The 26,556-nt window shown below is 66.9% G+C and carries 27 protein-coding genes and 1 tRNA gene; 11 read left to right on the top strand and 17 right to left on the bottom strand.

Annotated elements, in window-relative coordinates; genetic code table 11:
* Nucleotides 1-41: 41 nt before the first annotated feature.
* Nucleotides 42-464: an SRPBCC domain-containing protein gene (locus tag BKA25_RS13040; RefSeq protein ID WP_069853698.1), complete on the bottom strand. Its 423-nt coding sequence runs from the start codon at nucleotides 462-464 to the stop codon at nucleotides 42-44.
* A 370-nt stretch (nucleotides 465-834) separates the two neighbouring features.
* On the opposite strand from BKA25_RS13040, the gene BKA25_RS13035 reads away from it, so the two are divergent.
* Complete coding sequence (locus BKA25_RS13035) at nucleotides 835-1,668, top strand: putative protein N(5)-glutamine methyltransferase (protein WP_069849498.1); 834 nt, start codon at nucleotides 835-837, stop codon at nucleotides 1,666-1,668.
* A gap of 36 nt (nucleotides 1,669-1,704) precedes the next feature.
* Here BKA25_RS13035 and BKA25_RS13030 read toward each other — a convergent pair whose 3' ends face one another.
* Genes BKA25_RS13030 through BKA25_RS13015 form a run of 4 tightly spaced genes read right to left on the bottom strand, consistent with a single transcriptional unit; the run spans nucleotide 1,705 to nucleotide 4,725 of the window.
* Nucleotides 1,705-2,838, bottom strand: a complete 1,134-nt coding sequence (locus BKA25_RS13030) for a serine hydrolase domain-containing protein (RefSeq protein WP_069849500.1) — start codon at nucleotides 2,836-2,838, stop codon at nucleotides 1,705-1,707.
* Nucleotides 2,835-3,788 (bottom strand): DUF6895 family protein, encoded by a 954-nt coding sequence (locus BKA25_RS13025; protein WP_069849502.1) that lies wholly within the window; start codon nucleotides 3,786-3,788, stop codon nucleotides 2,835-2,837. The genes BKA25_RS13030 and BKA25_RS13025 overlap by 4 nt, the downstream gene beginning before the upstream one ends.
* A complete protein-coding gene (locus tag BKA25_RS13020; protein WP_157421074.1) occupies nucleotides 3,785-4,501 on the bottom strand; it encodes a hypothetical protein in 717 nt (238 codons plus the stop codon). The genes BKA25_RS13025 and BKA25_RS13020 overlap by 4 nt, the downstream gene beginning before the upstream one ends.
* A 32-nt stretch (nucleotides 4,502-4,533) precedes the next feature.
* Nucleotides 4,534-4,725, bottom strand: coding sequence for a hypothetical protein (locus BKA25_RS13015; RefSeq protein WP_069849505.1), 192 nt, complete (start codon nucleotides 4,723-4,725; stop codon nucleotides 4,534-4,536).
* A 425-nt stretch (nucleotides 4,726-5,150) separates the two neighbouring features.
* Here BKA25_RS13015 and BKA25_RS13010 point away from each other — a divergent pair, with 425 nt between their 5' ends.
* Entirely contained in the window at nucleotides 5,151-6,377 is a 1,227-nt protein-coding gene (locus BKA25_RS13010; protein ID WP_236750850.1) for a site-specific integrase, read from the top strand.
* 40 nt (nucleotides 6,378-6,417) lie between these two features.
* Here the strand turns inward: BKA25_RS13010 and BKA25_RS13005 are convergent, their stop codons facing one another.
* Complete coding sequence (locus BKA25_RS13005) at nucleotides 6,418-7,434, bottom strand: GlxA family transcriptional regulator (RefSeq protein WP_069849509.1); 1,017 nt, start codon at nucleotides 7,432-7,434, stop codon at nucleotides 6,418-6,420.
* A 139-nt stretch (nucleotides 7,435-7,573) separates the two neighbouring features.
* Between BKA25_RS13005 and BKA25_RS13000 the strand changes: the two genes are divergently transcribed.
* Nucleotides 7,574-8,347 carry an NAD(P)H-dependent oxidoreductase gene (locus BKA25_RS13000; protein ID WP_069849511.1) on the top strand — a complete coding sequence of 258 codons (774 nt, stop codon included), beginning with the start codon at nucleotides 7,574-7,576 and terminating at the stop codon, nucleotides 8,345-8,347.
* Between the two features lie 59 nt (nucleotides 8,348-8,406).
* Here BKA25_RS13000 and BKA25_RS12995 read toward each other — a convergent pair whose 3' ends face one another.
* Nucleotides 8,407-9,105, bottom strand: coding sequence for a histidine phosphatase family protein (locus BKA25_RS12995; protein ID WP_172803792.1), 699 nt, complete (start codon nucleotides 9,103-9,105; stop codon nucleotides 8,407-8,409).
* Between the two features lie 238 nt (nucleotides 9,106-9,343).
* Here BKA25_RS12995 and BKA25_RS12990 point away from each other — a divergent pair, with 238 nt between their 5' ends.
* On the top strand, nucleotides 9,344-10,468 hold the full coding sequence (locus tag BKA25_RS12990) for a serine hydrolase domain-containing protein (RefSeq protein ID WP_157421075.1): 1,125 nt from the start codon (nucleotides 9,344-9,346) through the stop codon (nucleotides 10,466-10,468).
* 23 nt (nucleotides 10,469-10,491) lie between these two features.
* Here the strand turns inward: BKA25_RS12990 and BKA25_RS12985 are convergent, their stop codons facing one another.
* The 3 genes from BKA25_RS12985 to BKA25_RS12975 all read right to left on the bottom strand — a co-directional run bounded on the left by BKA25_RS12985 (nucleotide 10,492) and on the right by BKA25_RS12975 (nucleotide 13,021).
* On the bottom strand, nucleotides 10,492-10,971 hold the full coding sequence (locus BKA25_RS12985; protein WP_069849513.1) for a MarR family winged helix-turn-helix transcriptional regulator: 480 nt from the start codon (nucleotides 10,969-10,971) through the stop codon (nucleotides 10,492-10,494).
* Nucleotides 10,972-11,141: 170 nt separating this feature from the next.
* Nucleotides 11,142-11,975, bottom strand: a complete 834-nt coding sequence (locus BKA25_RS12980; RefSeq protein WP_069849515.1) for an undecaprenyl-diphosphate phosphatase — start codon at nucleotides 11,973-11,975, stop codon at nucleotides 11,142-11,144.
* Entirely contained in the window at nucleotides 11,972-13,021 is a 1,050-nt protein-coding gene (locus tag BKA25_RS12975) for an LLM class F420-dependent oxidoreductase (RefSeq protein ID WP_069849517.1), read from the bottom strand. Before BKA25_RS12975 ends, BKA25_RS12980 begins: the two co-directional genes overlap by 4 nt.
* Nucleotides 13,022-13,221: 200 nt before the next feature.
* Between BKA25_RS12975 and BKA25_RS12970 the strand changes: the two genes are divergently transcribed.
* The 3 genes from BKA25_RS12970 (at nucleotide 13,222) to BKA25_RS27830 (ending at nucleotide 15,373) form a co-directional block, all read left to right on the top strand.
* Nucleotides 13,222-13,995 (top strand): carbonic anhydrase, encoded by a 774-nt coding sequence (locus BKA25_RS12970; protein ID WP_084643004.1) that lies wholly within the window; start codon nucleotides 13,222-13,224, stop codon nucleotides 13,993-13,995.
* A 173-nt stretch (nucleotides 13,996-14,168) separates the two neighbouring features.
* Complete coding sequence (locus BKA25_RS27835) at nucleotides 14,169-15,161, top strand: YncE family protein (protein ID WP_157421076.1); 993 nt, start codon at nucleotides 14,169-14,171, stop codon at nucleotides 15,159-15,161.
* On the top strand, nucleotides 15,158-15,373 hold the full coding sequence (locus BKA25_RS27830; RefSeq protein WP_069849525.1) for a DUF5703 family protein: 216 nt from the start codon (nucleotides 15,158-15,160) through the stop codon (nucleotides 15,371-15,373). The genes BKA25_RS27835 and BKA25_RS27830 overlap by 4 nt, the downstream gene beginning before the upstream one ends.
* A gap of 75 nt (nucleotides 15,374-15,448) precedes the next feature.
* On the opposite strand, the gene BKA25_RS12955 is transcribed toward BKA25_RS27830, so the two are convergent.
* Entirely contained in the window at nucleotides 15,449-16,786 is a 1,338-nt protein-coding gene (locus BKA25_RS12955; RefSeq protein ID WP_069853701.1) for a M20/M25/M40 family metallo-hydrolase, read from the bottom strand.
* A 113-nt stretch (nucleotides 16,787-16,899) separates the two neighbouring features.
* Between BKA25_RS12955 and BKA25_RS12950 the strand changes: the two genes are divergently transcribed.
* A tRNA-Leu gene (locus tag BKA25_RS12950) sits at nucleotides 16,900-16,983 on the top strand.
* On the opposite strand, the gene BKA25_RS12945 is transcribed toward BKA25_RS12950, so the two are convergent.
* The 5 genes from BKA25_RS12945 to BKA25_RS12925 all read right to left on the bottom strand — a co-directional run bounded on the left by BKA25_RS12945 (nucleotide 16,965) and on the right by BKA25_RS12925 (nucleotide 21,906).
* The gene (locus BKA25_RS12945; protein ID WP_084643006.1) at nucleotides 16,965-18,719 is read right to left on the bottom strand and encodes a recombinase family protein; all 1,755 of its coding nucleotides are present in this window, start codon (nucleotides 18,717-18,719) and stop codon (nucleotides 16,965-16,967) included. The two genes, BKA25_RS12950 and BKA25_RS12945, sit on opposite strands and share 19 nt — an antisense overlap.
* Nucleotides 18,720-18,879: 160 nt before the next feature.
* Nucleotides 18,880-20,826 carry an FtsK/SpoIIIE domain-containing protein gene (locus tag BKA25_RS12940; RefSeq protein ID WP_311734473.1) on the bottom strand — a complete coding sequence of 649 codons (1,947 nt, stop codon included), beginning with the start codon at nucleotides 20,824-20,826 and terminating at the stop codon, nucleotides 18,880-18,882.
* 173 nt (nucleotides 20,827-20,999) lie between these two features.
* Nucleotides 21,000-21,332 (bottom strand): hypothetical protein, encoded by a 333-nt coding sequence (locus tag BKA25_RS12935; protein ID WP_069849529.1) that lies wholly within the window; start codon nucleotides 21,330-21,332, stop codon nucleotides 21,000-21,002.
* Nucleotides 21,329-21,691, bottom strand: coding sequence for a WhiB family transcriptional regulator (locus BKA25_RS12930; protein ID WP_069849531.1), 363 nt, complete (start codon nucleotides 21,689-21,691; stop codon nucleotides 21,329-21,331). Before BKA25_RS12930 ends, BKA25_RS12935 begins: the two co-directional genes overlap by 4 nt.
* Nucleotides 21,691-21,906, bottom strand: coding sequence for a hypothetical protein (locus BKA25_RS12925; RefSeq protein ID WP_069849533.1), 216 nt, complete (start codon nucleotides 21,904-21,906; stop codon nucleotides 21,691-21,693). Before BKA25_RS12925 ends, BKA25_RS12930 begins: the two co-directional genes overlap by 1 nt.
* Nucleotides 21,907-22,074: 168 nt before the next feature.
* On the opposite strand from BKA25_RS12925, the gene BKA25_RS12920 reads away from it, so the two are divergent.
* From BKA25_RS12920 to BKA25_RS12910, 3 genes are all read left to right on the top strand, one after another.
* Nucleotides 22,075-22,458 (top strand): hypothetical protein, encoded by a 384-nt coding sequence (locus tag BKA25_RS12920; RefSeq protein WP_069849535.1) that lies wholly within the window; start codon nucleotides 22,075-22,077, stop codon nucleotides 22,456-22,458.
* A 303-nt stretch (nucleotides 22,459-22,761) separates the two neighbouring features.
* A complete protein-coding gene (locus BKA25_RS12915; protein WP_311734472.1) occupies nucleotides 22,762-24,192 on the top strand; it encodes a transcriptional regulator in 1,431 nt (476 codons plus the stop codon).
* Nucleotides 24,189-24,542, top strand: coding sequence for a signal peptidase I (locus tag BKA25_RS12910; RefSeq protein ID WP_069849539.1), 354 nt, complete (start codon nucleotides 24,189-24,191; stop codon nucleotides 24,540-24,542). Before BKA25_RS12915 ends, BKA25_RS12910 begins: the two co-directional genes overlap by 4 nt.
* Here the strand turns inward: BKA25_RS12910 and BKA25_RS12905 are convergent, their stop codons facing one another.
* Nucleotides 24,543-26,183, bottom strand: a complete 1,641-nt coding sequence (locus BKA25_RS12905) for a hypothetical protein (protein ID WP_069849541.1) — start codon at nucleotides 26,181-26,183, stop codon at nucleotides 24,543-24,545.
* Nucleotides 26,184-26,556: the final 373 nt, after the last annotated feature.

Raw genomic sequence — 26,556 nt, 5'->3', positions numbered from 1 at the left:
CGCCAGAACCGTCGAGTGGGAGGCGAGGCGCTGCGTGTGCCTCACCCGCGTTCGTCGAGCGCCTGGTCGAGCGCGTCGAGACAACGGTTCCAACCAGTCTCGGTTCCCGCTGCTTCGGTCTTGTCGGCGAAGGTGTGGGTGAAGATCAGCAGACAGCCGTCGGCGTCGGGCCGCAGCTCGAGCTGAAGGTCGTCGACACGGTCCTGCTCGCCGAATTCCTGGAACGCGAAGGCCTTCAGCGGTTCGAACTCGGTGATCTCACCACGAAGCTCGGTGCCCTCCTCATCGCGGAACAGGATCGCTCCGCCGATGCGCGGATCGAGTTCGGTCACGGTGAGCGGGTACCACTCGCTCAGGTTCGCCGGCTCGGTGATCGCGCGCCACACCTTCTTGGGCGGGTGCGCCAACCGTCGCTCGAAGCGCAGCGCCCACTTGTCGCCCGCCGGGCGCAGAGCGTCAGACATGGTGGTTCCTCTTTCCCTCGTCGGGTGGATCGTCGGTGCCGATGGAACCGAGAGCTCGCCGACCGAGATATCGATCCGCATGCCGGCCAGCATAGATTCCATGTTGGGAATATAGCCAGCTAGGAATGTCCTTGCAGGGCCGCCTCGCGGACCGGGGCGTTCCGAGCCGACAGGCATCCGAAAAGCCGATCTTGATCTCCGCCGCCGGAAGTGTGCGAGTAGGGTGACCGCCGCACGTAGTGGACCCGCTGGAAAGGAGGTGTGAGTCATCATCGCCGACTCGGAACGGATGCTCCCGCCTCATCGCCGCACGGTCCGCCAGACACCGTGTGGGTGAGGGCGCACCCGTCGACATCGCGAAAGGCTCATCATGTCGACCTTCCCTGAACCGCCCCGTGCCACCGATATCGTCGAACGACTACGCGCCGCAGGCTGTGTCTTCGCCGAGGACGAAGCACGCCTGTTGATCGCCGCCGCCGAGCACGACGATGAACTCGACGCCATGGTGCGGCGCCGAACCCACGGCATGCCGCTGGAGTACGTGCTGGGCTGGGCCGAGTTCCGCGGCCTGCGCATCGCGGTGGAGCCGGGTGTCTTCGTTCCTCGCCGACGCACCGAGTTCCTCGTCGAGCAGGCTATCGAGTCGGCCCCCGTCGACACCCCCGGCTCGGTGGACACCGCGAAGGCACGGGCGCGTCGAACGGTCGTGGTGGACCTGTGCTGCGGTTCCGGAGCAGTCGGGGTCGCACTCGCCGCCGACCTTCCGTCGGTGGAGTTGCACGCCGCAGACCTCGATCCCGTCTCGGTGCGATGCGCCCGACGCAACATGGCCTCCGTCAACGGCGGCCGGGTCTACGAGGGCGATCTGGACTCGTCGTTGCCCCATGCTCTGCGTGGCGGGGTCGACATCCTCGTCGCCAACGTTCCGTATGTGCCGACCGACGCCGTGGCACTCCTGCCGCCGGAGGCTCGTGACCATGAACCCCGGCATGCTCTCGACGGCGGTGCCGACGGACTGGACATGCTGCGCCGGGTAGCCGCCCTCGCCCCGGCGTGGTTGGCTCCCGCCGGAGCCCTGCTGATCGAGACCAGCGCGCAACAGGCGTCGCGGGCCGTCGACGCCTTCGAACACCACGGACTCGCGACCCGCGTGGCGACCTCCGAGGCACTCAACGCCACCGTGGTCATCGGCACCCGCCGGTGATCGGGCCAAGTCCGCGTCGAACGACGCCACCGTCTACTACGCCTCGGGCAGCAACACTCCGCTGAGAGCGGGCATCTCGAACGGCCCGGAGTAGGGCGCAGCCGAGGCCCAGACCCTGAGTTCGGCCTCGCGGTGGCGGACGGCCTCATCCGCGGTGATCTCGGTGAACAATCGGTAGGCCAGATCGACGACCCGGGCCCGCCCGCCGGGGTTGACGTCGGCGGCCAGCATCAACCCGGTGCCCCGGCGCGGACAGAGGGCAAGGAAGGACAGGGCGCCGGTAGTACCACCGGCATGGAGGTAGACCGTCTCGCCGGCCGGGTCGATGCGTCGCAACCAGTCCAGACAGCGTTGATCACCGCTCCGGGTTCTCCCCCGAGGCTCGTGGCTGCGCCACAACGCCCGCTCCAGCGGGGTGCGCTCCGGCCGTAGATGGGCGTCGAGGTAGCGCAACAGGTCGCAGGGGGTGGAACGGAGCGCACCTGCCGCTGCCAATGCGCCCATCCGCCACGGTGGCACCTTCCGGCCTCGCCGATGGCCGATGGCGCTGAGCAGCTCCGGTCGTTCTCGTTCGTCCGCGCAGGTCTGGGTCAAGCCCAAGGGCAGGCAGACCCGCTCGACCACCAAGCGCTGCCAGTCCTGCCCTGCGACCGCTCCGAGCAGGATTCCGAGCAGCCCGACGCCCAGTGCGGAATCCGGCCCGGCCGTTCCCGGCCGCCCGTGCGGGGTGGTGCGGCTCAGCCCCGCATACAACTCGGCGAGTTCGTAGCGCTCGAACGGATTGGGCGTGCGGGCCCGAGATCGAGAGAGATTGCGGGGTACCGCAGGCAACCCGGAGGTGTGCGAAGCCAGCTGTCCGAGCGTGATCTGTCCGGTGCGCCGGGGGACCCGCACCTCGGTGGGGAGATAGGTGCGGATCGGTTCGTCGAGGCCCACCTCGCCGCGCTCGACCATCTCGGCGAGCAGCAGCCCGGTGAACGTCTTGGTCACCGCCCCGAGCTCGAACAGGGTGCGTGCATCGGCGGGCGGCCTGCCCTCCCGATCGAGCGCACCATGGCAGATCACCGACCGTCGACCCCGTACAACGGTGCCCAACACCAGCGACGCGCCTCGGGACTCGCGCAGCAACGCGGGCAGCATGGTGTTCAGTCGCTCCAGAGGGCGAGTCATGCCCCGACTCCGACCCCGCCTGCGGCCTGCGGTGTGTGGATCAGCGCGGTGATGCCCCGCGAGACCAGGAGTGTTCCGGCGATCGCGGCTACGACCGTCGGGTGATAGCAACTCCGGAACGCCTCCGCCACCCGGCGTGGCGCCGGCAACGGACCGTAGGGCAGCAGCCCGTCGGGCCGCTGCGCCTCGGCCAGGTCGGTCCAGCAGGACACCGGGTAGCTCGGCGACTCCAGGCAGAGATCGACCAACAGCAGCTCGCCGACCAGGTCCCACTGCCGTGCCTCTCGGTACACCTCGAGCCATGCGGGCAGCCAACGGTGCAGATAGTTCTGCAGCGGGACGGGCAGTTCCGCCGGGTGCGCACCCCAGTCGGTCACGTGGAACACCGTGTGGGTCACCGCGTAGGCGGTGAGGAAGTCGATCGTCCACGGTTCCGGTCGGCCGCCGAGCCAGGTGCGAGCCAGCGCGCCCACCCGGTCGATGTGTTGCGGCAATCCGATGATCCGTTGAGCCCCTGCCACCGCGAGCAGTCGGTTGGGCATCAGCTCGGGTACTCGGGCGGCCCGCAGCCCGGCGAGGTGGACCAACAACTCGTCGAGGTCCCGGTTGCGGCGACCCGCGCGCGCGAAGGGCGCGTAGGTCTCCATCGGGTAGGTCTCGCCGGGGGCTCGACGTTGCATGGCCAGCAGCAGCGAACCGCAGCCGAACTCCCGCCAGGCGAAATCGACGATCTCCGGCGCGATCTGGGCCTCGCGGCTCCCGGCCACGCCCTCGCGCACCGCCAACGATCCCGCCAATGCCAGCTCGGACAGCGGTTTGATGCTGTCACCGATGTCGACCTCGGTCGCGGGTAGGTCCGGGACGAGTCGGAAATGCGGCGCGGCCTCGCTCAGCCAGCCGAATGCCGAACCGGCCAGGTGGTGGCCCAGGGCCACCAACTCCTTGTTCATCGCCGAATTCCCTCCACCATGCGGGTCGCGACGACCACGTCCAGCAGCACTCGCGGATCGTTCCCGGCCACCAGTTCCAGATGCCGCAGGACCGAGGTCAGCGACAGCTCCGACTTCGCACCGCCTCCGAAGGCACGCCATCGGGCGAGCCGGGCGGCGGTGCGGTGATCGCGGCGCAGAATCGACCTGGCGATACCGCGTTCGAGGTCTGCGGGGAATCGACGCGCGTCCTCGTGGAGTGGGCAGTGCACCCCGGGCAGTGCCAGTGTGGAGAGCCGGGCCATCACGGTGCACCAGGACGCCCAGCCCGGCTGTCTACCGAAGCCGGGTCCGATCTCCGCAGGCCAGTCGGTGTCCAGACCTGCGACCCCCATCGAGGCTAGCGCCCAAGACGTGAGCCAGTCGCGTACCCGGGGAATAGCGGGCAGCTCCCGGTCAAGGCTCAGCGACGGGAAGGCCCGCAAACCCGCGAGCACCAGTTCGACATCGGCCCGGTCCAGCCGTCGCCCGCTCAGCAGGTGCGGCGCCAGGGCGTCCACCCCGAGGACTCGGACGGCGGCGAGGGCACCCTTCTCGTCGGTGACGTCGACCGCGGCGCTGAGGGTGTAGGCGTCGTCCATGCCACGCAGCGCACGGACGACGTTCTCGGCCAGTGCATCGGCCAGCGCCGCGAAGTTCGCCCGGGTGGTCTGCTCGGTGTCGAGCTGGGACACGTTCTCGTTCCTTCCTCGGGTTCGCGTCGCGCTCATCCCGCGGCGGATCGTGGTGCCTTGGGCTCACCGTGGGAGACCACCAACATGCAGTCGCCAAGCGTCTTCGGCTCGAACAGTGGCGGGTCCGCGATCGGGTTCTCCGGTTCCTCGATCAATTCCGCTACCGCGCGAATCTCCTCGGCGCTGGGGACGGTCGATGTTTCGGTGTGGTCGAACGTCCGCATCGCTCCTCCTTGAATTACCACTCTGCGCAGGGCCTGGGTGAATTCACATTCAACCCGCCCGTGGAGATCAAATGAAGGCGAGCGGTGCTAGGTGCACGGAATTGATGAACGTCATCTTCTGGAAAGCATTAGGAGAGGTCAAAGGCCTGACGTGCCGGAAGAGCGGCCTTGTTGACGTTCGCTGGATGGAAATCGCTGTTCGTCACGAACTCGATGCCACGTGAGTGCCGGAGGACCCATCCGGGAATCGGGTGGTGAATTCGTTCGGATGTGACTCGCGTGACGGGAAGGCCCTATCGGGAATTCGCGACTCCAGGTAATCGACGCGAGAATATCCAGCCGGAATCCCACCGGAAAGAGTGAGACTATGTGGCGATGGAGGTGCGCAGCGTCGCCACGTCGCGGCGTGCTGGATCATGAGGCCTGTGACCGAACGACCCGACGCCGTCTCCGAGGACCGGCTGCCCGCCGCAGTGCAGGCGGCGCTGCAGCACCGTTCCAACCGCAGCGTCCTGGTCGACCACGGCGCAGTGGCCGCAGTCCGCGACCGCTTCGACACCGAGCAGGCCGACGCCCTGTCGCGCTACCTCGAGGCATCCCAATCGCCGAACACGCTGCGCGCCTACCGCACCGACTGGATCGCGTGGTCCGCATGGTGTGCCACCGAGGGACGACAAGCGCTGCCCGCCGATCCGGTCGATGTCTCGGTCTACTTCGCATTGGCGGCCGATGCGCGACGTGCGGGTTCCGACCCGCCGAAATGGGCGTACAGCCCGGCGACACTCGATCGCAAAGCCGCAGCCATCGCCGCCGTCCACGCCGCCAACGGCCTGCCCTCCCCCACCCGCGCCGATGTCGTCCGGCTGACTCTGCGAGGCATCCGCCGAACCAGACGAGCCAGACAGAGCCGCAAGCGCCCGGTACTGCTGCACACCTTGGAAGCCCTGCTCGCCGAGCGCCCGGATGCGAACTGGCCCGGCGGCGTGACCCGTCGCCGCGACACGCTCCTACTGCTGGTCGGCTTCGCCGGGGCACTTCGACGCAGCGAACTCGCGGCTCTGACCTTCGCCGACGTCGCCGCCGAAGTCGACCCCGCCACCGGGGAACCACTGTTGATCGTGCGACTCGGTGTCACCAAGACCGACGCCTCGGGCACCGCCGAGCAGCAGGTGGTCCTGCCCAGGGGTGGTAGGCCGCACACCTGCCCGGTATGTGCCTTCGCCGCCTGGACCGAGCTGATCGACACCCATCGACGGCACGGCCAAGACGGTGTTCGCTCCCTACTCGCCGACGCGGACGCGGCGGAACAGGTCCACCGCTGCCATCGGTTCACCCCGGTAGCGGCACTCACCGACCTCGCTATGCCCCTGTTGCCCTCGGTCAACCGCCACGGCGGTATCGCCGAGAAGTCGCTGTCGGGACGAGCGGTGTCCGACCTGGTCAAACGCTACGCACTCCGTGCGGGCTTGGATCCCGATCTGTTCGGCGGGCATTCATTGCGCGCGGGCTTCGCCACCCAGGCGGCCCTCGGCGGGGCAGGCGATCGCGAGATCATGCGGCAGGGCCGTTGGTCCAATCCCCGCACGGTGCACCGCTACATTCGCGTGGCCAACCCCCTCGACGACAACGCCGTGACCCGGTTGGGGCTGTGAGAACCGTCCGCGAGCACCGCCGTGGCGGCGCTTCCCCCGGTCACCGCGCCGAGGCGGTGGCCCGTGGCACGTCGGGGCTGCCTCGAAAGGTGCCGCGGTAACCGCTCGGTGAGACACCCAGGGCCGCCTGGAAATGCTGGCGCATCGAGGCGGGGGTGCCGAAGCCCGAGGCGAGTGCGACCCGATCGACCGGGAGATCGGTCTCCTCGAGTAGCCGTCGGGCTAGGTCGACGCGCTGTCGGCCCAACCATTGCACCGGCGAGACGCCGACCTCCGTCCGGAACCGGCGAGTGAAGGTGCGCACGCTCATCGAGCCCTGCGCAGCCAACTCCCGCAACGTCAGCGGCTGGTCGAGCCGATCGAGGGCCCACGCCCGGATCGAACCGGTGGACGAGGACGTCGACACCGGCGCAGCCGACGGTCGGCCGAACTGCGCTTGGCCCCCCGGGCGATGGGGAGCCACCACGGTCCCTCTGGCGACCTCGTTCGCCACTGCCGACCCGTGATCGCGGCGGATCATGTGCAGGCAGAGATCGATGCCCGCAGCCACGCCGCCACCGGTGAGGACGTCACCGTCGTCGGTGTAGAGCACGTCCTCGGCCCATTCGACGGCGGGGAACAGTTCGCGGAACCGGCCACCGGACCGCCAATGGGTGGTCGCCCGTCTGCCGTCCAACAGCCCTGCGGCCGCCAGCACCCGCGAACCGGAGCAGATGGAGGCGATCCTGGTACCCGGCCGCAGGCTCGCCATCGCCGAGGCCAACGGTGCACCGATCCGGCAGTCGTCTGGGTCGTAGTCCTCATCGGAGGCCGGGACGATCACGGTGTCGGCCTCGGTCAGCGCGGCGATGCCGTGGGCGACGGCCACGGTGATATCGGCGTCGGTCCGTAGCTGCCCGGGTTCGAGTGCGCAGGTCACGACCTCGTACAGCGACTCGCCGCCCGCGTCGCGAGCCTGGCCGAACAGTCGATGGACGACGCCGAGCTCCATGGTCAACAGGCCCGGTCGTACCAGGACCGCGACCCGATGCCTGCCGGTGATACCGAAAGACGACATGGCCGAATTCTTTCACATGTTGGCTATCAGGCCACTCGTCGAACCGTGGACGGCTCGGCAAGCTCGACCACGGAAACGCGGCAACACCAGGCGCGTCAGACGCATATCCGCTGGTCGAAGACGAGAGAAGGACGAGTCCATGAATGTTCTGTGGATCTATGCCCATCCCGAGGCGCGCTCGCTCAACGGCGCATTGCGCGATGAAGGCCTACGCACACTCACCGGCCTCGGACATCGACATCGCCAGTCGGACCTGTACGCGATGGGGTGGAATGCCGTGGTCGACCACGCCGACTTCGATCAAGACCCCGACACCCGGCTGGTCGTGGGTGCGGAGTCCAAGCGCGCCTACGAATCGGGTGGCTTGAGCGCGGACATCCGGCGTGAACACGAGAAGATCGACTGGGCCGACACGATCGTCTTCCAGTTCCCACTGTGGTGGTTCGGTATGCCCGCGATCCTCAAAGGCTGGTTCGACCGCGTCTTCGTCAAGGGTTTCGCCTATGGCGTTCGGGAACCGAACGGACGCACCGCCCGCTATGGCGCGGGCACCCTGGCAGGCAAACGGGCCATGATCATCGTTACGGCGGGCGGCGGCGAATCGGCATTCAGCCCACGAGGGATCAACGGTGACCTCGATGAACTGCTGTTTCCCATCCAGCACGGCACGTTCTGGTACGCAGGCCTCACGGTCCTCCCGCCGCTGGCCGTGTTCGGCGCCGACCGCCTGAGCGAGGCGGACTACGAGGCGGCCGCCGAGGCACTACGCGAACGGCTGCAGACCCTCGATGACACCCCCGCCATTGCCTACCGGAAGCAGAACACGGGCGACTACGACGACGACCACGTCCTGCTCCCGGATCGCGCAGCCGGCCAACGGGGGTTGTCGGTGCACCGTGTTCCGCAGGCCTGATCTGCGGCTTCAAGGAACGAGGGGATTCAGGTCGAGCGCGTCGCGGCCTTCTCCGGGTCTCAGGGCCCGGTCGATCCGCCGATCACCGCGTCGGTCTCGTCGCCGACCTGTTTATCCGCCTTCTCAGCGGGCAGCAACGCCGAGAGGTCGCCGTTGTTGTCGTTGACGCGGATCACGAAGGGACGCAGCGCGGTGTATCGCACGACGCTCAGCGAGGCGGGGTCGACGACGATGCGTTGGAAGCCGTCGAGATGGGTGCCGAGCGCGTCGGCGAGGATCGCCTTGATCACATCGCCGTGGCTGCACGCCAACCAGACCGCGTCGCTACCGTGCTCCGCCGTGATCCGTCGATCGTGCTCTCGGATGGCGGCCACGGAGCGGGCCTGCACCTGGGCCAGGCCCTCGCCCTCGGGGAACACCGCCGCCGACGGCTGTTGTTGCACCACCGACCACAGGTCTTCCTTGGCCAGGTCACCCAAGGTACGGCCGGTCCAGGCACCGTAATCGACCTCGGCCAGCCTGGGTTCGATCACCGGCTCGATCCCGCGCTCTGACACCAGCGGCCGCAGGGTGTCGTGGCAGCGCTGCAGCGGCGAGGTGATCACCTCGGCCAAGGGGACATCGGACAACCTGGAGACCAGCTCGGTGGCCTGTCCGATACCGATGTCGTGCAGACCCACACCCGGTGTGCGCCCGGCGAGCACGCCCGCTCCGTTCGCGGTGGACCTGGCGTGCCGAAGCAGGATCACAGTGGCCATGGTGAAAGCCTACTGATGATGCGGTCCGTTACTCGGTGCGCCGGGCCACACCCGCGACACGGAAACGAGCGCAGCGGTTCCGAGGAAACCATCGCGGAAGCGTGTGGTCAGCGCCGAGCGGAGGATCGAGCAGCCGCCCTACTGTGGATCTCCACAGTGCGGCGCTGCCACAACACACACCGATGCTCGGCGGTCCGCCTCATGGTCGAGCGCCACCTGGATTCCTAGCGTTGTGCCCATGACCAAGGTGCACAGTCTCCCTGCAATTCTGCTTGTCTCCTCCGTGCTCGCAGCCTGCGGTAGCCCCGACGCGGGCGCGGTACCCGAGCCGGTCGATCGAGTATCCGATGCCGGGTTGCAGGCGGCCGTCGACCAACTGGTGGACGGCGATATGGCCACCGGAGCACTCGTCCGTTTCCGCGACGGCGACGAGACCTGGACCGGCGCGGCCGGGGTCGCCGATCGAGTCGAGGGCGGCGAGGTCGATCCGCTCGGATACTTCCGAATCGGCAGTGTCACCAAGACCTTCGTCGCCACCGTTGCCCTTCAGCTCGTCGACGAACGGCGGTTGGCACTCGACGACCCGATCGAGACCCATCTGCCCGGTCTCGTGCCGAATGGCGACCAGATGACCGTGCGGCAGATCCTCGACCACAGCAGCGGTATCTACGACTACGCCAACGAGGAGCACCTCTCGACCAACCGGTGGCGCGGTGACGCCCGATTCGACACCTACGAGCCGGCCGAACTGGTCCAGGTCGCCGTCGATCACGGGCCGTACTTCGAACCGTGGGAACAGGGCTGGCAGTACTCCAACACCAACTACGTGATCGCCGCGATGCTCATCGAGCAGATCACCGGTCGACCCTACGGTCACGAGGTCCAGCAGCGGATCCTCGAGCCGCTAGGCCTTACCGACACCAGCGTCCCCGGGATCGAGCCCGGCCTTCCCGACCCACACGCCCGCGGCTACATCATCGTGGACGGGCAGCCCGTCGATGCCACCGAGATGAACCCCTCGCTGGACTGGGCCGCAGGCGAGATGATCTCTACCGCCGAGGACCTCGACCGCTACCTCACCGCCTTGCTCGGCGGCGAACTGCTCAGCGCGGAGACGCTGGCGGCGATGCGCACCACCGTCGACACCGGAACCGCCTTCGCCTACGGACTCGGCTACCAGGAGATCGAACTGCCCTGCGGGGTCACCCTGGGTGGGCACAGCGGGCAACTCATCGGCTACCTCACCTACGCCGTGCAATCCGAGGACGGCCGAACCCTCGTGCTGTCCTACAACCCCGGAGAGACCCCGACCGATCCGACTGCGCTGCTCGGGTTGTTCGGCATAGCCTTCTGCGAGAGCTGAACGGTCTCGGATGGCGACGACGCCTAATTCAGCTCGCCGGTGGTGCCACGCTCGTAGGCCTCGATCGTCCTGACGAACATCGCCCGGTCCTCGGCCGAGAGCGGTGCGAACGCCGAACGCCAGGCGTTCGCCCCGTTGGCCAACCAGCCGTCGATGGCCGCTCGCGTCTGCTCGTCCCGGGTGATCGCCACGATGGTCCGTCGGCCGTCATCGGGGTCGGCATGCCGCTCCAGGACGCCTCGGCCGGTCAGGTCGCTGACCATCAGGCTCACCGTGGTCGGGGCGACCTCCAAACGGGCGGCCAGTTGGTTGACCGGCATCGGGCCGTCGAACAACAGATAGGACAGCAGGGAGAGATGGCGCGGGGCGAGATTGAAGGATTGCAGGCGCTCGGGGATCGGGATGCGCTTGAGCCGGGCCGCCACACGGGGCATCAACAGCAGCATGGCCCGGATCGCCTCGTCCGAGCTGAGACTCGACCTCGGCTGATCCTGCGTCGACATGCTCTTGACTCCCTTTCTCGCCCACGCTCACCAGCACGTTCTCTCGCTCGACCCGATCACGCTACCGGAATGACCGGCGGTGACGGCGCATCCGTGCCGACCCACCACCGCACAGACGACAACGGGGGCCGACACGACCCGTGCCGACCCCCGCTGCCTCGCGATGTCACTCAGACCGGGCTGATCACCCCGAAGGAGAGCAGACCCAACACCAACAGGCCCAACGCGATCCGATACCAGACGAACAGGTACACGCTGTGTCGTTCGACGTACTTCATCAACCACGCGATGATCGCGTACCCGACCGCGCCCGCCACCAGTGTGGCGACCAACATCTGCGCGCCGCTCGGCTGCAGTCCGGGACCGCCGGTCTCGAACACCTCGGGTAGCTCCGAGAGTCCGGATGCCACCACTGCCGGAATGGCGAGCAGGAAGGAGAACCGCACCGCGGTAGGCCGGTTCAGACCGAGGAACAGACCCGCGGTGATGGTGCCGCCGGATCGGGACACACCAGGAATCAAGGCCATCGACTGGGCGAAGCCCATGATGATCCCGTCCTTGAGCGTCAATTGGCTCATCTCTCGGCGCTGCCTGCCCAGATACTCGGCGAGGCCCAACAACACACCGAACACGATGAGCGTCGTGCCGATCAACCACAGGTTTCGTGCGGTCGTCCGGATCTGATCGGCGAAGAGCAGGCCCAGCACGCCGATGGGGATCGTGCCGATAATCACGTACCAGGCCAGCTTGTAATCGGGCGTCGAGCGCACGCTGGGATCACGGAAGCCCCGCAACCACACCATGAACAGCCGACCGATGTCCTTCGCGAAATAGATCAACACCGCCGCCTCGGTTCCCAACTGGGTGACGGCGGTGAAGGAGGCGCCTGCGTCCTCCTGGAAGAAGAACTCCGAGACGATCCGAAGATGTCCGGAGGAGGAGACCGGAAGAAATTCCGTGAGCCCCTGGACCAGTCCGAGGACCAGGGCTTCGATCCACGTCACTTACATACTCCCGCTAGCTCAAGAGCCTCGACGGCAAGACGAAGGGTTTCGACTCCCCGCGTCGGATCTTGCAGCATCGGAACGAGAGACAGTGTGGTGACCCCCGCCTGCGCGAACGCCTGCATGCGGTCTGCTATCCGCTCGACCGGACCGAGCAGCGCGATCGCGTCCAGGAACTCCACCGGCAGGGCCGCCATGGCTCCGGCGTGATCCCGTTCCAGGTAGCGGCGCTGGACCTCCTCGGCGGCGTCGGCGAAGCCCATCCGGATCACGAGGTCCTTGTAGAAGTTCTGCTTGCGGCTGCCCATCCCGCCCACATACAGCGCCGCATAGCCGCGGATCGCGTCCGCGCACGCTCGCCAGTCGTCGCCGGGGCAGATCGGGACGGTGGGGGCGATATCGAAACCGGCGAGATCCTTGCCCACTCGTTGCCTGCCCTCTGCCAGATAACCGAGTTGCTCGCCGGCATGCTCCGGGGAGAAGAACACCGCCAGCCACCCGTCGGCGATCTCCCCGGCGAGTTCGGTGTTCTTGGGCCCGATGCTCGCCAGGTAGACCGGGATCTCCTCCCGCACCGGATGCACAGTGAGCTTCAGGGCCGCACCGGGTCCGTCCGGCAGCGGCAGGCGGTAGTGCTCCCCGGCATAGCTCAGTCGCTCGCGGCGCAGTGCCGTGCGGACGATGTCCACGTATTCCCTGGTCCGGCCCAACGGCTTGGCGAAACGCACGCCATGCCATCCCTCGGACACCTGCGGACCGGAGACGCCCAGGCCCAGTCGGAATCTGCCCTGCGACAGCGTGTCCAGGGTCGCAGCGGTCATCGCGGTGGCCGCCGGGGTACGCGCCGGGATCTGCATCACGGCGCTGCCCAGTCCGATTCGTTCCGTTCTCGCGCCGACCCAGGCGAGCACGCTGGGCGCGTCCGACCCGTACGCCTCCGCCACCCAGACCACGTCGTAGCCCAATCGATCGGCCTCGACCGCCAGCGCCAGGTTCTGGTGGTCGTTGCCCATGCCCCAATACCCAAGGTTCAGCCCAAGTCGCACCCGCCAGACCTTACCGGCGAGTAACCATTCCTGTCAGGGTCGACTCGGCCGCACGCTCGAGTGCTGTGCGTCCGCCCAACAGACAGGCGGTCCCGGTGATGCGCATCACAAAGCATTTTCATGTTGTTTCGGATTCTCTGTCCAAGAAGTCCGAATCATTTACTCCACGGAACGGACATAGCAGCGTTTAGAGTTCTCGCATGGTTAATACATCTGGGGGAACGAACCCGGTCGAAGAACCGGCCAGAATGTCCCGGCGTCGCCTTTTCGGATTAGGAGCGGCCGCCACCGCCGGGCTAGCGCTGGCGTCCTTCGCCGCCGCGTCCCCGGTATCCGGACAAACCTCCCCACCAGGAACGACGTCGCCAGCCGGCCACCCCGCCGATGCCACGGAAGCCTGGCGACTACTCACTGAGGGAAATGCCCGATTCGTCCAGGGGCAGCCGAGTCATCCCCATCAGGACGAATCCTGGCGCGATTCCCTGGTCGAAGGACAGAACCCCTTCGCGACCGTTCTCGGCTGTGCTGACTCGCGAGTCCCACCGGAAGTTCTTTTCGACCAGGGATTCGGTGACCTGTTCACCATCCGCTCCGCAGGCGAAGTACTCGATGACGCTGTCGTCGGCAGTATCGAATACGGCGTCGAACACGTGGGCACCCCGCTCGTCGTGATCCTGGGCCACGCCCAGTGCGGCGCAGTCGCCGCCGCCATCGACACCGTCAACGGCGAGGGCCACCTCGAGGGCGACATCAGTTCGCTGGTCCGCGACGTGGAGGCCGCAGTCCGCGCCACCCCGGCCGACTCCGACCCGGACGCCTTCTTCGCCGCCTGCGTCGAGAACCAGGTCCGGCGCACCGCCGCCATGCTCCTGGAACGCTCCGACATCGTCCGGGACGCGGTCGAGGGTCACGGCGTGCAGATCGTCACCGCCGTCTACGACCTCGAGACCGGGCAGGTCAACCGCATCGACTGATACCACGGTGACGGGCCCGGGGCAGTCACTCGACGCCCCGGGCCTTCCCCGGACGGGCGACCCTGGGGCCACGGGCACCACGGTCGATGGGGGATGCTGGACGAATGCACCCCGCTCAGCCCGCAGCCATCTCGTCCCGCCCAACTCGGACCAGGGGCGCGACCACTCGCCTCGTGGCAGCCCTCACCGCGGGAACAACCCTGATGGCAGGCTGTTCCTTCGGTGTGGCCGAAGAGATCGTCGGGGACGACCCGGTACCAGTCTCGGCGGCAGCGGGCCCGGCCGACTCCCCGGTGCGGCAGGACAGCCCGGCGGGCGACATCGTCGAAGCCGGTGCACCCGTCACCGCCCTGCTCGCCGACCCGGAGACGGCCACCCTGGTCGCCGCAGTCGCCGATCCACCCAGACTGTTGCTGCAGGACCTCGACGATCTCGAGGCCACACCCCACGAGATCGACCTTCCCGGGACAGCGGCTCGGCTGGAAAGCGCGCAGGCGGGCACCGTACAGGCGTTGATCCCTGATGCGGGCGCCCTAGTCGAGGTCGACCTTGCCAGCGGCGACACCGAGGAGATCGCCCTGGCGGAAGCCGCCGTGTCGACCACCGAGGGCGCCGAGGAGGCCACCGTGATCGCCCACCCGGATGGCTCCGTGGGCATCATCGAGGCCGACGGCGAGCACCGCGAGGTGCCGGGATTCGACGGAACCACCACGGTCGTCACGGCGGGGGGCATCGTCTACGCGCTCGACCGGGTCCAGAGCTCCCTCGTCGAGGTCGACCTGGACGAGACCCGGCGCGGCCTGGCGCTGCGCGCAGGGGAAGGCGCCACCAACGCCGTCGTCGACCGCTTCGATCGGATCATCGTCACCGAGACCCGCTCCGGTGAACTGCTGGTCTTCTCTGCGGATCCCTTCCTGCTCCGCCAGCGGCACCCCGTCCCCGGCGGCCCCTACGCCCTCGCCTACGACGAGCAGCGCGACCTGGCATGGGTCACCCTGACCGAGACCAACGAGCTGGTCGGCTTCGACATCGCCGCGGGCGATCCCGTCGAGAAGCACCGTTTCCCCAGCGTGCAGCAACCGAACTCCGTGGCCATCGACCAGGACACCGGCACGGTGGTCGTGGGCTCCGCAACCGGAGAAGGGATTCAGGTGGTGCATCCGTGAACGACGAATCCGTCAGCGACGGAGACTGGGAATATCAACCGCTTCGACTGCCGCCCGGCGTCTCGCGCCGAGCCGCAGCCACCCAACTCGCCATCCACGCCGAATTCGCGGGCTGGGAACTCTCCCGCGTTCTGCTCTACGGGGATGGCACCCGCAAGGTCTGGCTGCGCCGCAAACGCAGCGCCGTCGGCATCCCCGGCCTACACACCTGAGACGACCGGTCCAAGCTCCGGTCCGACGGGAATCGCCCCGCCGGACCAACCTCTCGCGCTGTGGCAGCGCGCTGATCAGCTGTTCAGCAGGAACCGGTTCAGCACCCGCGTGCCGAACTTCAACGCGTCGACCGGCACCCGCTCGTCCACCCCGTGGAACAACGCGGAGAAGTCCAGGTCCGCGGGCAGCTTGAGCGGCGCGAACCCGAAGCACCGGATGCCCAGCTTCGAGAAGGCCTTCGCATCGGTTCCGCCGGAGAGCATGTACGGCAGCACCTGCGCACCGGGATCCTCCGCTGTGATCGAGGCGCTCATCGCGTCCACCAACGCCCCGTCGAACGTGGTCTCCACGGGCGGCAGGCCCACGATCCACTCCCGCTCGACATCCGGGCCCAGGACCTCCGCCAACTCGCGCTCGAAGGCCTCCTGCCTGCCCGGCAGGATGCGGCAGTCCACCGTCGCCTCCGCGACCGAGGGGATCACATTCGCCTTGTAGCCGGCCGAGAGCATCGTCGGGTTCGCCGTGTCGCGCAGCGTGGCCCCCACGATCCGTGAGATCGCGCCGAGCTTGCCGATCGCGCCATCGAGGTCGTCCTCGGGGAAGTCCCACCCGGTGAGCTCGGCGACCCCGTCCAGGAACTCCCGCACCGAGTCGGTCATCACCAGCGGGAACCGGTGATTGCCCAGCCGGGTCACCGCTGCGGCGAGCTTGGTCACCGCGTTGTCCTCGTGGATCATCGACCCGTGACCGGCCCGGGCCCGGACGGTCAGCTTGAGCCAGGCGATGCCCTTCTCCGCAGTCTCGACGAGGTAGCTGCGCACCCCGTCCTTGAAGGTGACCGAGAACCCGCCGACCTCGCTGATCGCCTCGGTAGCGCCCTCGAACAGCTCCGGGCGGTTGGCCTGCAGCCAGTGCGACCCCTGGAGACCACCGGCCTCCTCGTCGGCGAGGAACGCGAAGATGATGTCGCGCGGCGGCGTGATGTTCTCCCGCTTGAGCCTGCGAGCCACCGCGAGCGACATGCCCAGCATGTCCTTCATGTCGACGGCACCCCGGCCCCACACATACCCGTCCTGCACCGCACCGGAGAACGGGTGCACCGACCATTCGGAGGCGTCTGCGGGCACGACGTCGAGATGCCCGTGCACCAACAACGCGCCCCGACTCGAATCCGCCCCCGGCAGCCGCACGAACACATTGCCGCGCCCCGGACGATCCCCGGACTCCACATAGGTCGGCTCGTACCCGACATCGGCCAGCTGCTCGGCGACATACTCCGCCGCAGCACGCTCCCCCACCAACGTGTCGGGGTCACCGGTGTTGGTGGTGTCGATCCGGATCAGTTCGCTGGTCAGCCGGACCGCGTCATCCTCGACGACGCCGAGCCCGCTGGTGTCTGCATGGGTGCTCACCTGCACTTCCTACCACCGGGTACCCCGCCGATGGGAGGTTCAGGGGGCCGATTTGGGAACTCGAGGTGCGATCAGCTAACCTATGCCCATCAGCACGGCAGAAGCCGAAGTTGGTCCGAGTGGCGGAATGGCAGACGCGCTAGCTTGAGGTGCTAGTCTCCGATAAGGAGGTGGGGGTTCAAGTCCCCCCTCGGACACGTTCGTTAAACACACGGGGCGAGACTGTGGCAATCACAGTCCGCTCCTTTTGTGTGTAACGGAGATTTAGCCGCAGTTCTGAATACAGCTGTCCGAGTTCGTTCGGATCAGCACCGGACAGCGCTTCTCCCACGTTCCCCAGTGAGTCGATCATGGCGCGTACCTCGGCTTCAGTGATCAGGCCGGGAGCGCGGGTACCGGTGAGTTCGGCGCGAGCGGTCGCCCGCTGGGACTGTGCTTCGTTGATCGGGTCGACCAGCGCAGCCGGATCGACGCCTGCGGCGATCGCGTCATGAAATCGGCGCAACTTCTTTTCGGCCTCTGCCAGTCTCTGTTTCGCGGCGTCTCGATCAGTGGGAATGCCGCCGCCGTCCTGGGAGGCAACCAGTGCCGCCACGGTGCGGTCGATGTTTCGCCGCTCGAACAGTCTGCCGATCCAGTCGTTAAGCGGTTCCAACAGCTCGTCTTCACGGAGATTGACCGTGCGCGGGTGCTCGGCCAATGCAGCCGATCCAGGAGCAAGGGAACGTGCCAGACAGCGGTAGTAGGTGTCATGCTTGCGGATCGTCGCGCCCTGCATTTTCCGGCCACAGATGTCGCACCGCACCATCCCTCGGAGGAGATACGGGCGTGTCCCCGTTGTCCGTGTGCGCTCCAGCTTCGCGATGCCGCGCATTCCTCCAGACGCGCGGGAACGCCGCGCCAACTGTGTTTCCGTGAAGTCCTCCACAGACACGATTGCGGGATGGGCAGGGCGACGGGACCGCACCACCTGTTCCGGTTCCGCCCGCCGGAACCGGGTGACGTGACCGGCCGCGACATCCTCGGGATCAAGCAGCGTCTCGTGTCGCGTCCACCGTCCGAACACGGCGAATCCGGTGTAGCGGGGGTTGTCGAGAATCGCGCGCACCGTGCTCGCCTGCCACCCGTCGGCGAGCCGATGCCGGTTCTGTTCGGGCTTACGTGCCGAGGGGCAGGCGATGGAATCGCGGTTCAGCCCTGCCGCGATAGCCCGATCCCCCTTGCCATCGAGATACTCGGCAAAGATCCGCCGCACGATCTCGGCCGCTTCCGGGTCGATCTCCAGTACCCGCAGCCGGTATCCCTCGGCAGCCTTACGCGGGTTCGGATGCGGACCGGCGTCGACGACCGCATAACCGAACGGGGCTCGACCGCCCTGATGGCGCCCCTCGTTGAGCACCTGTGCATCCATGGCCGCACGGACACGAGCTTGAACGTGCTGCCGCTCTGACTCGCTCATCCCGCCGAGCACACTCATCAGCATCTTGTGTGAAGGATTGCGCGGGTCGAACTTCCCACCCAGTTCGGGAACCCAGAGTTCAACGCCATAGGCCGCGAACTTGGGCGCGATCAACGAGAACTGATTGCCGAACCAGCAGCGTGTCCCCTCCCCCACGACCACGGCGGACCAACCCCGGTTCGGGTTCTTCAGTTCTGCTAGTAAGCGAGCCGCGTCGCTCCGCCGTTCCCACGGGACCGAACGGGATTGGCCGATGTCGAAGAACTCGGCTGTCACCGTCCCGCCGAGAGGCTCGACGAACTTCCGTGCGGTACCGACCTGCCAGCTGTGCGACGTCTCGGGATCTTGGTTGTCCTCGGTGGAGCACCGGCCGTAGAAGGCCACCGGCCCGATACCGACGTCCACCGGTTCGACGACCTCCACGCCCAGCAGATCGTCCAGTACTTTCCAGGGGTTGTTGATTTCAACAGTCATCTGATCACCTCGTCAGTTCGGTCGCCGAGGACCGGGATCGTGGTCAACTCGACCAGTATGGCAAGCAGAACACGACTCACAGACGTTGTCAGCACTGGTAGATCGGTGGGAAGTTGGACCGAGACGACCGATTTACCCTCGGCGTCCGTCGTCCGCGCGGTCACGCCGCACCGTCCGCATCGTCACCAGTCGAGCTGATTTCACCAGATCGGACGCGGGCGACCGCGTCCCGAATCTCTGCCGTCAGATACCCGCGCACCCGCCGAACACCGTCGCCTTCCGGGACGTAATGCCGGGTCGGTCGGCAGCCCAATTCGCCCATCTGCCGGGCGAACACACTCGGCTCCACGTCGAGTGCGTCGGTGAGTTCGGCGGTCGGAACGAAGCGACGGCCGCCGGGGCGTAACTCCTCGCCCAGAAACTCGACGACCGCCCCCAGCGGTTCCGGCAGCCGCTCGGCACTCCAGCTCACCGGCCCTGCGCTGAGCGCCCCCGCCACGTCCGCCGAGTCGACGGCCCGCGTCGTGTCCTCCCCGGCCGCGTAACCCGACAAGGTTCCGGCGATCTCCCGCAGCAGTCGACCGCGCACGCAGATAGCCCGCCACTCGGCGTTCGTCAGGTAGAAGGTCCGCACCGTCAGGGCGACCGCATCCGCACCCGCGTCGGTCTCCCCGTCCGGCCGCAGGATGCCGACGCCCTTATGGCTCGGCAGCAGCGTGGAAGCGTCATAGCCACGGGTGTTCATCTGGTCGCCCAACACGATGTTGGAATCCCGCCAGTCCATCACCCGCAGCGCGAAACGGGTGCCCAGCACCGATCGGAGCCGAGACGGGATGGTCTGGGAATCGGGCCGTTGGGTCGCGAGCACCACGATGATCCCGGCGGCCGGACCCTTGCGAGCGAGGTAGGCCAGCATGTCCGCGATGTACTCGCCGAGGGTCGTTCCCCGCTCCCCGATGGCCACCTTGGTCGGGTTGTCGAGAAACACCTGAACCTCATCGAAGATCACGGCCGTGATGGGCATCCGCTGGGCGGGATCACGAGAAAGCTGCGGCGTGATCTTCGATTCGGGACACGTCTCGTCGTCGAGTTCGGCCATGCGTGCGTATCGGGACTGAACCTCCGCCACGAGTTCGACCAAGCCGTCCCGCACAGCTTCGGCGTCCGCCTGGTCGTCGCCGCAGACGAACCGATGGGCGACGGCCTCGGCCGCCCGCCAGTCCTTCCCGCCCTTGCCGTCGAACACATACAGCCGGGCGAAGGCATCCAGGATGAATCCGGCTGCGGCCAAGCGCACCGCCATCGTCTTGCCTTGCCGAGGGATCGCACCGACCAGCAACGACGTCCATACCAAGGGAAGATCGACCTTCCGCCGTCGCGCGTCGCGGCCGAACGGCACCGGCCGCCAGGCGTCCCAGCTCTCCGCGCGAACGAGCGGGGAGGAGAACGGCGGACCGCTGTAGGGGTCGACGTCGGCCACCCAGAGGAACACCCGTCCGGCATGTCCGCCTCGGCCGCGCACCCGCTCGGCGACCAACTGCACTTCGTCCACCGCCAGTGCGGAGGCCAGGGCGTCCCGATGCTTGATCACGTCGGCCGCTTTGCGGGTGGCGGGTAGGTCGACGGTGATCGACCACCCGCCGCCGGTGTGCGTGGCGCGCTCGACCAAGCGGAGCGACTCGTCTCGGCCGATCAACTTCGCGTCCCGGAAGGCATCGACCAACACCTGTGGGTCCATCGTCCAAGCGAGCGTGCGCGGCCCGCCCAGAGCCGGTGTGCGGCCCGTCGCCCCTTCCTTCCGGCGTCCGGCCACCGCCAGGGCGATCAGGCTCGCCCCGACCGCGCCCCACATCGCGAGTGGCGCGGCGATCACGTGGGCCATGAGGAGAAGAAAGGTGGCGGCTACTGCCGTGATCCCGGTGACGCGCCAGCGGTAGAGCGTCAACGCGCGGATCTCGACGAACTTCTCTGCGAGCTTCTCAGCCTGTTCGATCGCGTCCCGGTAGTCCTGCACTCGAACCCATCGGCGCCATGCGCGTAGCGCGGCCAACAATCCTCGGCCGACCGCGCTTGCCAGCCGCAGCGGGGAGCGAAGCAGCCATGTCACGGCATCTTTGACGGCCTGCCTTCCGAACCGCCTCGACCGGAACACTCGGGAGTGACGGCACTGGTCCACCAGCCGAGCGGCCAATGAGCGTTGTGGCCCGAGCAACGGGATCGGCGGGCTACTTGCCGGAGATCGGTCCAAAGCGGTGCTCGTCTCGTTCGTCTTCGCTCTCTTCATCGACGACCACCCCTACGGCGAGGCAGGTCGTTCGTGGTGACCGTCAATGCGCGGGTCAGGCTGTAGGCCGCGAACAGCGCCGGCACGGCCAAGGCCGTCAGCACCAATCCGTCATGAACTCGGCTGGACAACAGCACCCACTGAACGGCGACGATCAGCCCGGCGTTGAACAAGACCCGCCCGGTGAGCGACAACAGGCGTCCACCGGCCTGGGCTTTGTCCGCCGCAGCGCGGGCACGTCGTGCCCCCGCTCGCCACACCGAGGCAAACGCGATCAGCACGCCGAGCCCTGCCATGATCTCGATCGGCGTCAAGGTGAGAGCGGTCATGACAGTGATGCCCCTTCGTGATCGGAAGCGTCGGAGTCGGAGAAGCGGTGTCGTGTCCAGACGGGATGCAGCGCGCGCCGGTCGTCCTCGGCGAGCCCGCCCCAGATGCCGTGGGTCTCGGCCCCAGCGGTACGGAGTTCGAGCGCCAAGCACTCGTCCGGGACTGAGCAGCCGTCACAGAAGCGCGCGGCCAGCTCGCGGTCCGGGTTTTCGGTGATGTCGGACTCGGGCGGGTTGCCTTCGCGGTGCTCCGAGAGACACAGGCCGTCGCGCTCGACGGTGTTGCGAAGGACATCGGTGGGCACGGGGGCGAACTCGGCTAGGCGGCGGATGACGCCGTCCCACTGCTCGTGAGTCATCAGGCGTCACCCCCGGCTGCCGAGTAGCCGTGTTCGCCGAGCAGGCGAACGAGTTCGGTCGCCGGTATGCGGGGACTGCCTTCGTGCCACCGGACACGCAGCGCGCCGAGCCGAACGGCACGCGAGACCTGGGCGGGATGGACTCCGAGAATCCATGCGGTTTGGCGGACGGTGTAGTGCGTTTCTCGCCCGGATTCGGGCAGACGAATAGCCATGAGAAAACCTCTCGACGAAGCCTGATGTATTGATTTCAGCAACATAGTGTTGATTTCAGCGCTCAATAGGGCGTGTTGTGTCGCCGGCGCCCCGAACAACGCCCTGTCGTCACGCAAATAGGTGTGGAGCGACTAATCTCGGCGCCGAGGCGGAGCGCGGAGGAATAGGTGTCGGAGGACTGGGCGGCAGTCGCCAAGGCGATTAGTGCGCGCGTGAACGAGCTGGGTTGGCGACAACGAGAACTCGCGGAGCGTTCGCACGTCTCGCAGGCGATCGTCCGGGAGCTTCAGCACCACACCGTCGAGCGCAGACGCAGCCCCCGCACCCTGGAATCCCTGTCCGTGACGCTGGGCTGGCACCCGCAACACCTGGACGCCGTGGTTCGCGGTCGTACACCGTCCGAAGTGGACGAACCGGTGAGCGACGAGGTCGACACGGTCTGGTCGCGACTGGAGAGCATCGAAGATCGGCTGACCGAGATCACCGAGCGTCTCGACGAGCTGCACACCGATCTGGCGACGGTGATCGAGCATGTCCGCGATTCGAAATAACGGTGTGAATCGCGGACCAGGGAATCGGGTCTCTCTCATGCCATTGATTCCACCGGCAATGCAGGTGGAGAACCATGCGATGACAGTGCAACTCCGATGCATGACCAGTGCAGAGCAACACGACACTGCTATTGACGGGGGTATGAGCTGATGGCGCTGACGACAGGCTGGACCGGCGAACGCGCATGTGCATTACAAGCGGCACTGCGGCTGAGCAATGAGTCATTCGCTGCCCAACTCGGAATCGCAGTTCGCACTGTCGCCGGTTGGCATCAGAAGCCGACGACCCGCCCACGACCGGAGATGCAACAGCTTCTCGACACGATGTTGGAACAGGCCTCACCGGCTGCGCGGGAGCGATTCGACGCGCTCAACTCGCCGTCGGTATCGGACTCTGCCAGCACCGCATTAACGTCGATCTCCCCTGCCGCAGTGACCCGGTTGAACACAGACCCGAACATCGCAGGCGCCTTCGACTGGCTCGACGACCATGCAGGATGGGAACCCGGCAGTGCTCGGCTCGCGGTCTCCTCCCGGCTGGCCACAATCGACCTGAACGATCTTCAGAACCGGGGTCGTCGCCGCAGCCGGGTCGACCAACGAGGCATTGCGAACGCGCTCGGCGGCTACTACCGCAACAGCGGCAGCGGGCACGGCCGCTACGCCGCCCGGTACGGGGACGATGGTGAAGCCGTGACGAGCGTCCTCACCCACCCGGACTGGCTCGATCTCGGCGCCGCCCTCATGACCGAGCACGACCGGCTCACAGTCGACAGCGCCTCGACGATCGGCGCTCCGCTGAATGACAAGGCAGCTGATCATGCCGTCCAACGGCTGGCGGAGACGCTCGCCCTGGGTATCCGGCTCACCGACATGCCGCTGTACCGACTGACCGGAATCGATATGGCGACGGGCCGCGTCGCGGGAACACTCGGACTGTCCCGGTTCGTGGAGTATGCATTGACGATGGACCTGCTGGAAGGCGAGCTAGTCGACGCGCTCGCCGTAGGAAGTGCAGTCGGCCCCGGATCGCTGCCCCTGCGGGACCGACTTCTGCCCGACACCTCCGCCGTGCTCGACGTCGCCGGTCGGCTTTGTGCTGGCGGCACACTCGCTCTCTGCGCGATCGCTCGCCCGGCCGAACCGCGCCGAGGACCGGCGGACTATGTGCTGCTCGTTCAAGAACGGTCCGGACACGTCGTCAACGCGGCTCGCCGCCTGGCCGTGATTCCTAAGGGCTTCCACGAGCCGATGACCGACATCCGCGCGGATGCCCGACTGGGCGCGACGCTCCGCCGCGAGATGGAAGAGGAGCTGTTCGGCCGCGAAGACGTCGATGGAACGCTGACCAGTCAGTTGCGAGCGGACCCGATGCACCACAGCCGCCTGTCCGAGCCGATGCGCTGGTTGAGCACGGAGCCCGGCAGGCTGCGAATGGAATGCACGGGATTCGGGCTGAATCTCGTCAGCGGCAATTTCGAGTTCCCCGGTCTGATCGTCATCGACGATGAAGATTTCTGGGTGCGCTATGGCGGCGACATCCAGGCCAACTGGGAATCGCATGGACTCCACCAGTATTCGAGTCTGGACCGGCAATTGATCACCGAACTGATCGGTGCGGTAGCGTGGAGCAACGAAGGCCTGTTCGCACTGTTGCAGGGCCTTCGCAGACTGAAAGAGATCGGCGGGGACCGCGTCAACCTGCCTGCGATCGACTGGGAGGTACGGAGTTGACCACTCGCTGGCAACACGGAAACGCCAACGATGACACGCAGGACAACCGTGGCTGGTTGCTCGGCCACTTCATTGATCCCGCCGAGGGAATCCGCTCGACCCAAGACGTCGAGGTGAAATGGGCCAACCACCCGGCAGGCGACAAACGCGCCGAGTGGACGGCCGATGACCAGCGCACCACCCTGTTGTTGATGGTCCAGGGAGAATTCCGACTCGACCTCACCGAGGGCAGCGTCACCCTTGCTCGGCAAGGCGACTACGTCTTGTGGGGGCCGGGGATCGATCACTCGTGGGAAGCGCTCGCCGATTCGGTGGTCATCACCGTCCGTTGGCCGTCGTTCCCTTCCTGATCACCGTTTCCCGTACGATTCTATTCGGGGGAGGTCGACGCGATCACCACCGATTTCCCCCAGTCGTCGAAGACCTTGCAGCAGAGCGAACAACCCCTCGTTGCTCCATGATTCGTCACTGATCAATTCAGCCAACAGGCGACGATCGAGGCTGGAATACAGGCGGAGCCCGTGCGTCTCCCAATTGGCCTCGATCGCACCGCCGTACTTCCGCCAGAAGTCCTCATCATCGATGACGATCAGACTCGCGAACTCATAATTCCCACTGATCAGATTCAACCCGAACCCGGTGCATTCCGTCTGTAGCCTGCCGGGTTCCTCGGTCAGCCAACGCATAGGCTCGGACAGGCGTCCGAAGTGCATCGGGTCGGCGGCCCGATTCCCTCCCCCGGTGCTGTCGACATCGCGGCGGCCGAACAGCTCTTCTTCCATCTCGCGTCGGAGTGTCGCGCCCAGCCGGGCATCCGCACGAACGTCGGTCATCGGCTCGTGGAAGCCCTTGGGAATCACGGCCAGGCGGCGAGCCGCGTTGAGCACTTGGGCGGAGCGTTCCTGAACGAGCAGTGTGTAGTCCGCTGGCCGATAGCCGTCGGTGGGCCGGGCGATGGCACACAGCGAGACCACTCCGCCCACACAGAGGCGAGAACGGAAGTCGAGTGCGGCCGTGAGGGTCGGCAGATACCGGTCCCGCAGTGACAAAGTTCCGTGCCACGGTGTCGCATCCCGAGCGACAGCATCGACCAGCTCGTGTTCGAGTAGGTCCATCGTCAACGCGTACTCGACGAACGAGGCGAGCCCCAGTGATCCGGCGATCCTGCCGCCTCGGATGTCGATGTCGAGCAGCCGGTATAGCGGAAGGTCGGTGAAACGCACGCCGGATTCCACCGCTTCCGCCAATCGCTCGATGGCGTGCTGTGGGCCAGCGTGGACCGGCGGAGTGCTCAACCTGGCATCGTCCAACCGCAACAAGTCTGTCTCCGGCCCCAGCGGACACGCGAGATCGAGCCACTCTGGTCGAGTGAGAACAGTCGTCACGATCTCCCGATGGTCACACCGAGCCCGATAGACGTCATGTCCCGGCAACCCACGGTCGTAGTAGGCCGCGATGCCCTGGGCAAGAGAACTCCGATCCGTCCTTGAACGGCGTCGACTGCGGTCGGCCTCCCCCTGCGTCGCGCGTTCCTCAATCCGCACGGCCACCTTGGTACGAGTTGTCTGCGGCAGCCAACCGGTATTCGCGTCGAGCCAATCGAACGCAAAGGACAACCCGGCGTGTTCGAATGTCGCTGCGGGTGCGAGTGCGACTGTTTCCCTGGCTGTCCCCGAGGCTGGTTCCGCTTCAGGAGAGGGTGTCCCGACTTCCGTGGCGCCCGTCCCGAGGGTGTCCCGTGGCGGGGACAGCAGGACATCGATGTCGAGCCCGAAAATGCGTTCGAGGAGGCGGGCCGTAACCGCCCGAACAGGGCCGAGCGGGGCGCCATCTGCTCGGTTGCCGGAGATCAGTCGTTGCAGGTGCCGAGCGCTTAAGGTGCCGGGCTCACCGTGTTCGCGGGCGAACGTCTCGACGAACTCCGCGAACTCCTCTACGGACTGACGTCGTTCCTTGACCTTCTGCTCAAGCACGGTCCGGTACACGCTCACGAGCCACCCCACACCCCAGGTCCGTTGATGTCGTCACTAGGTCCGCGTGCGGTCGTACCGCTGACCGCAAGCTGACGAAATGATGATTTCAGTTTGGCACGGCTGTAAAGCAGCTGGTCAAGCAGGCGCCCGACGGAGGGCATTCGCGCCCGCCTCAAACCGTCGCGCGCCGGAACGCGGCCGGGACAGCCGTACCGGCGCCCCACCCCGGCCGCGTTCTCCCTACTCGGTGGGAGGCATGACGCTGATGGCGAAGAACCCGGAAGATCGATCCTCGGACCCGTGGGCACCTCTGCTCCCACCGGACAGCCCCGCCGCCCAACGGGCGCGCTGCGTCGCGTGGCTGAGTAGCCGTTGCCGGGGTGGCGTCGAG

This window comes from Actinoalloteichus hymeniacidonis, assembly GCF_014203365.1.
Lineage (GTDB): Bacteria > Actinomycetota > Actinomycetes > Mycobacteriales > Pseudonocardiaceae > Actinoalloteichus_A > Actinoalloteichus_A hymeniacidonis.
The sequence above is the reverse complement of the archived record's forward strand: the minus strand, read 5'-3'. Positions and strand labels throughout refer to the sequence as shown.

Coding starts and splice junctions, on each gene's coding strand:
- BKA25_RS12970 (WP_084643004.1), top strand. CDS start 13,222: ATGGTTAATACATCTGGGGGAACGAACCCGGTCGAAGAACCGGCCAGA.
- BKA25_RS13025 (WP_069849502.1), bottom strand. CDS start 3,788: ATGAACAAGGAGTTGGTGGCCCTGGGCCACCACCTGGCCGGTTCGGCA.
- BKA25_RS13000 (WP_069849511.1), top strand. CDS start 7,574: ATGAATGTTCTGTGGATCTATGCCCATCCCGAGGCGCGCTCGCTCAAC.
- BKA25_RS13015 (WP_069849505.1), bottom strand. CDS start 4,725: ATGCGGACGTTCGACCACACCGAAACATCGACCGTCCCCAGCGCCGAG.
- BKA25_RS12930 (WP_069849531.1), bottom strand. CDS start 21,691: ATGACTCACGAGCAGTGGGACGGCGTCATCCGCCGCCTAGCCGAGTTC.
- BKA25_RS13030 (WP_069849500.1), bottom strand. CDS start 2,838: ATGACTCGCCCTCTGGAGCGACTGAACACCATGCTGCCCGCGTTGCTG.
- BKA25_RS12945 (WP_084643006.1), bottom strand. CDS start 18,719: ATGACTGTTGAAATCAACAACCCCTGGAAAGTACTGGACGATCTGCTG.
- BKA25_RS12995 (WP_172803792.1), bottom strand. CDS start 9,105: ATGGCCACTGTGATCCTGCTTCGGCACGCCAGGTCCACCGCGAACGGA.
- BKA25_RS12925 (WP_069849533.1), bottom strand. CDS start 21,906: ATGGCTATTCGTCTGCCCGAATCCGGGCGAGAAACGCACTACACCGTC.
- BKA25_RS12915 (WP_311734472.1), top strand. CDS start 22,762: ATGCAACAGCTTCTCGACACGATGTTGGAACAGGCCTCACCGGCTGCG.
- BKA25_RS12985 (WP_069849513.1), bottom strand. CDS start 10,971: ATGTCGACGCAGGATCAGCCGAGGTCGAGTCTCAGCTCGGACGAGGCG.
- BKA25_RS13005 (WP_069849509.1), bottom strand. CDS start 7,434: ATGTCGTCTTTCGGTATCACCGGCAGGCATCGGGTCGCGGTCCTGGTA.
- BKA25_RS13035 (WP_069849498.1), top strand. CDS start 835: ATGTCGACCTTCCCTGAACCGCCCCGTGCCACCGATATCGTCGAACGA.
- BKA25_RS13040 (WP_069853698.1), bottom strand. CDS start 464: ATGTCTGACGCTCTGCGCCCGGCGGGCGACAAGTGGGCGCTGCGCTTC.
- BKA25_RS12990 (WP_157421075.1), top strand. CDS start 9,344: ATGACCAAGGTGCACAGTCTCCCTGCAATTCTGCTTGTCTCCTCCGTG.
- BKA25_RS12935 (WP_069849529.1), bottom strand. CDS start 21,332: ATGACCGCTCTCACCTTGACGCCGATCGAGATCATGGCAGGGCTCGGC.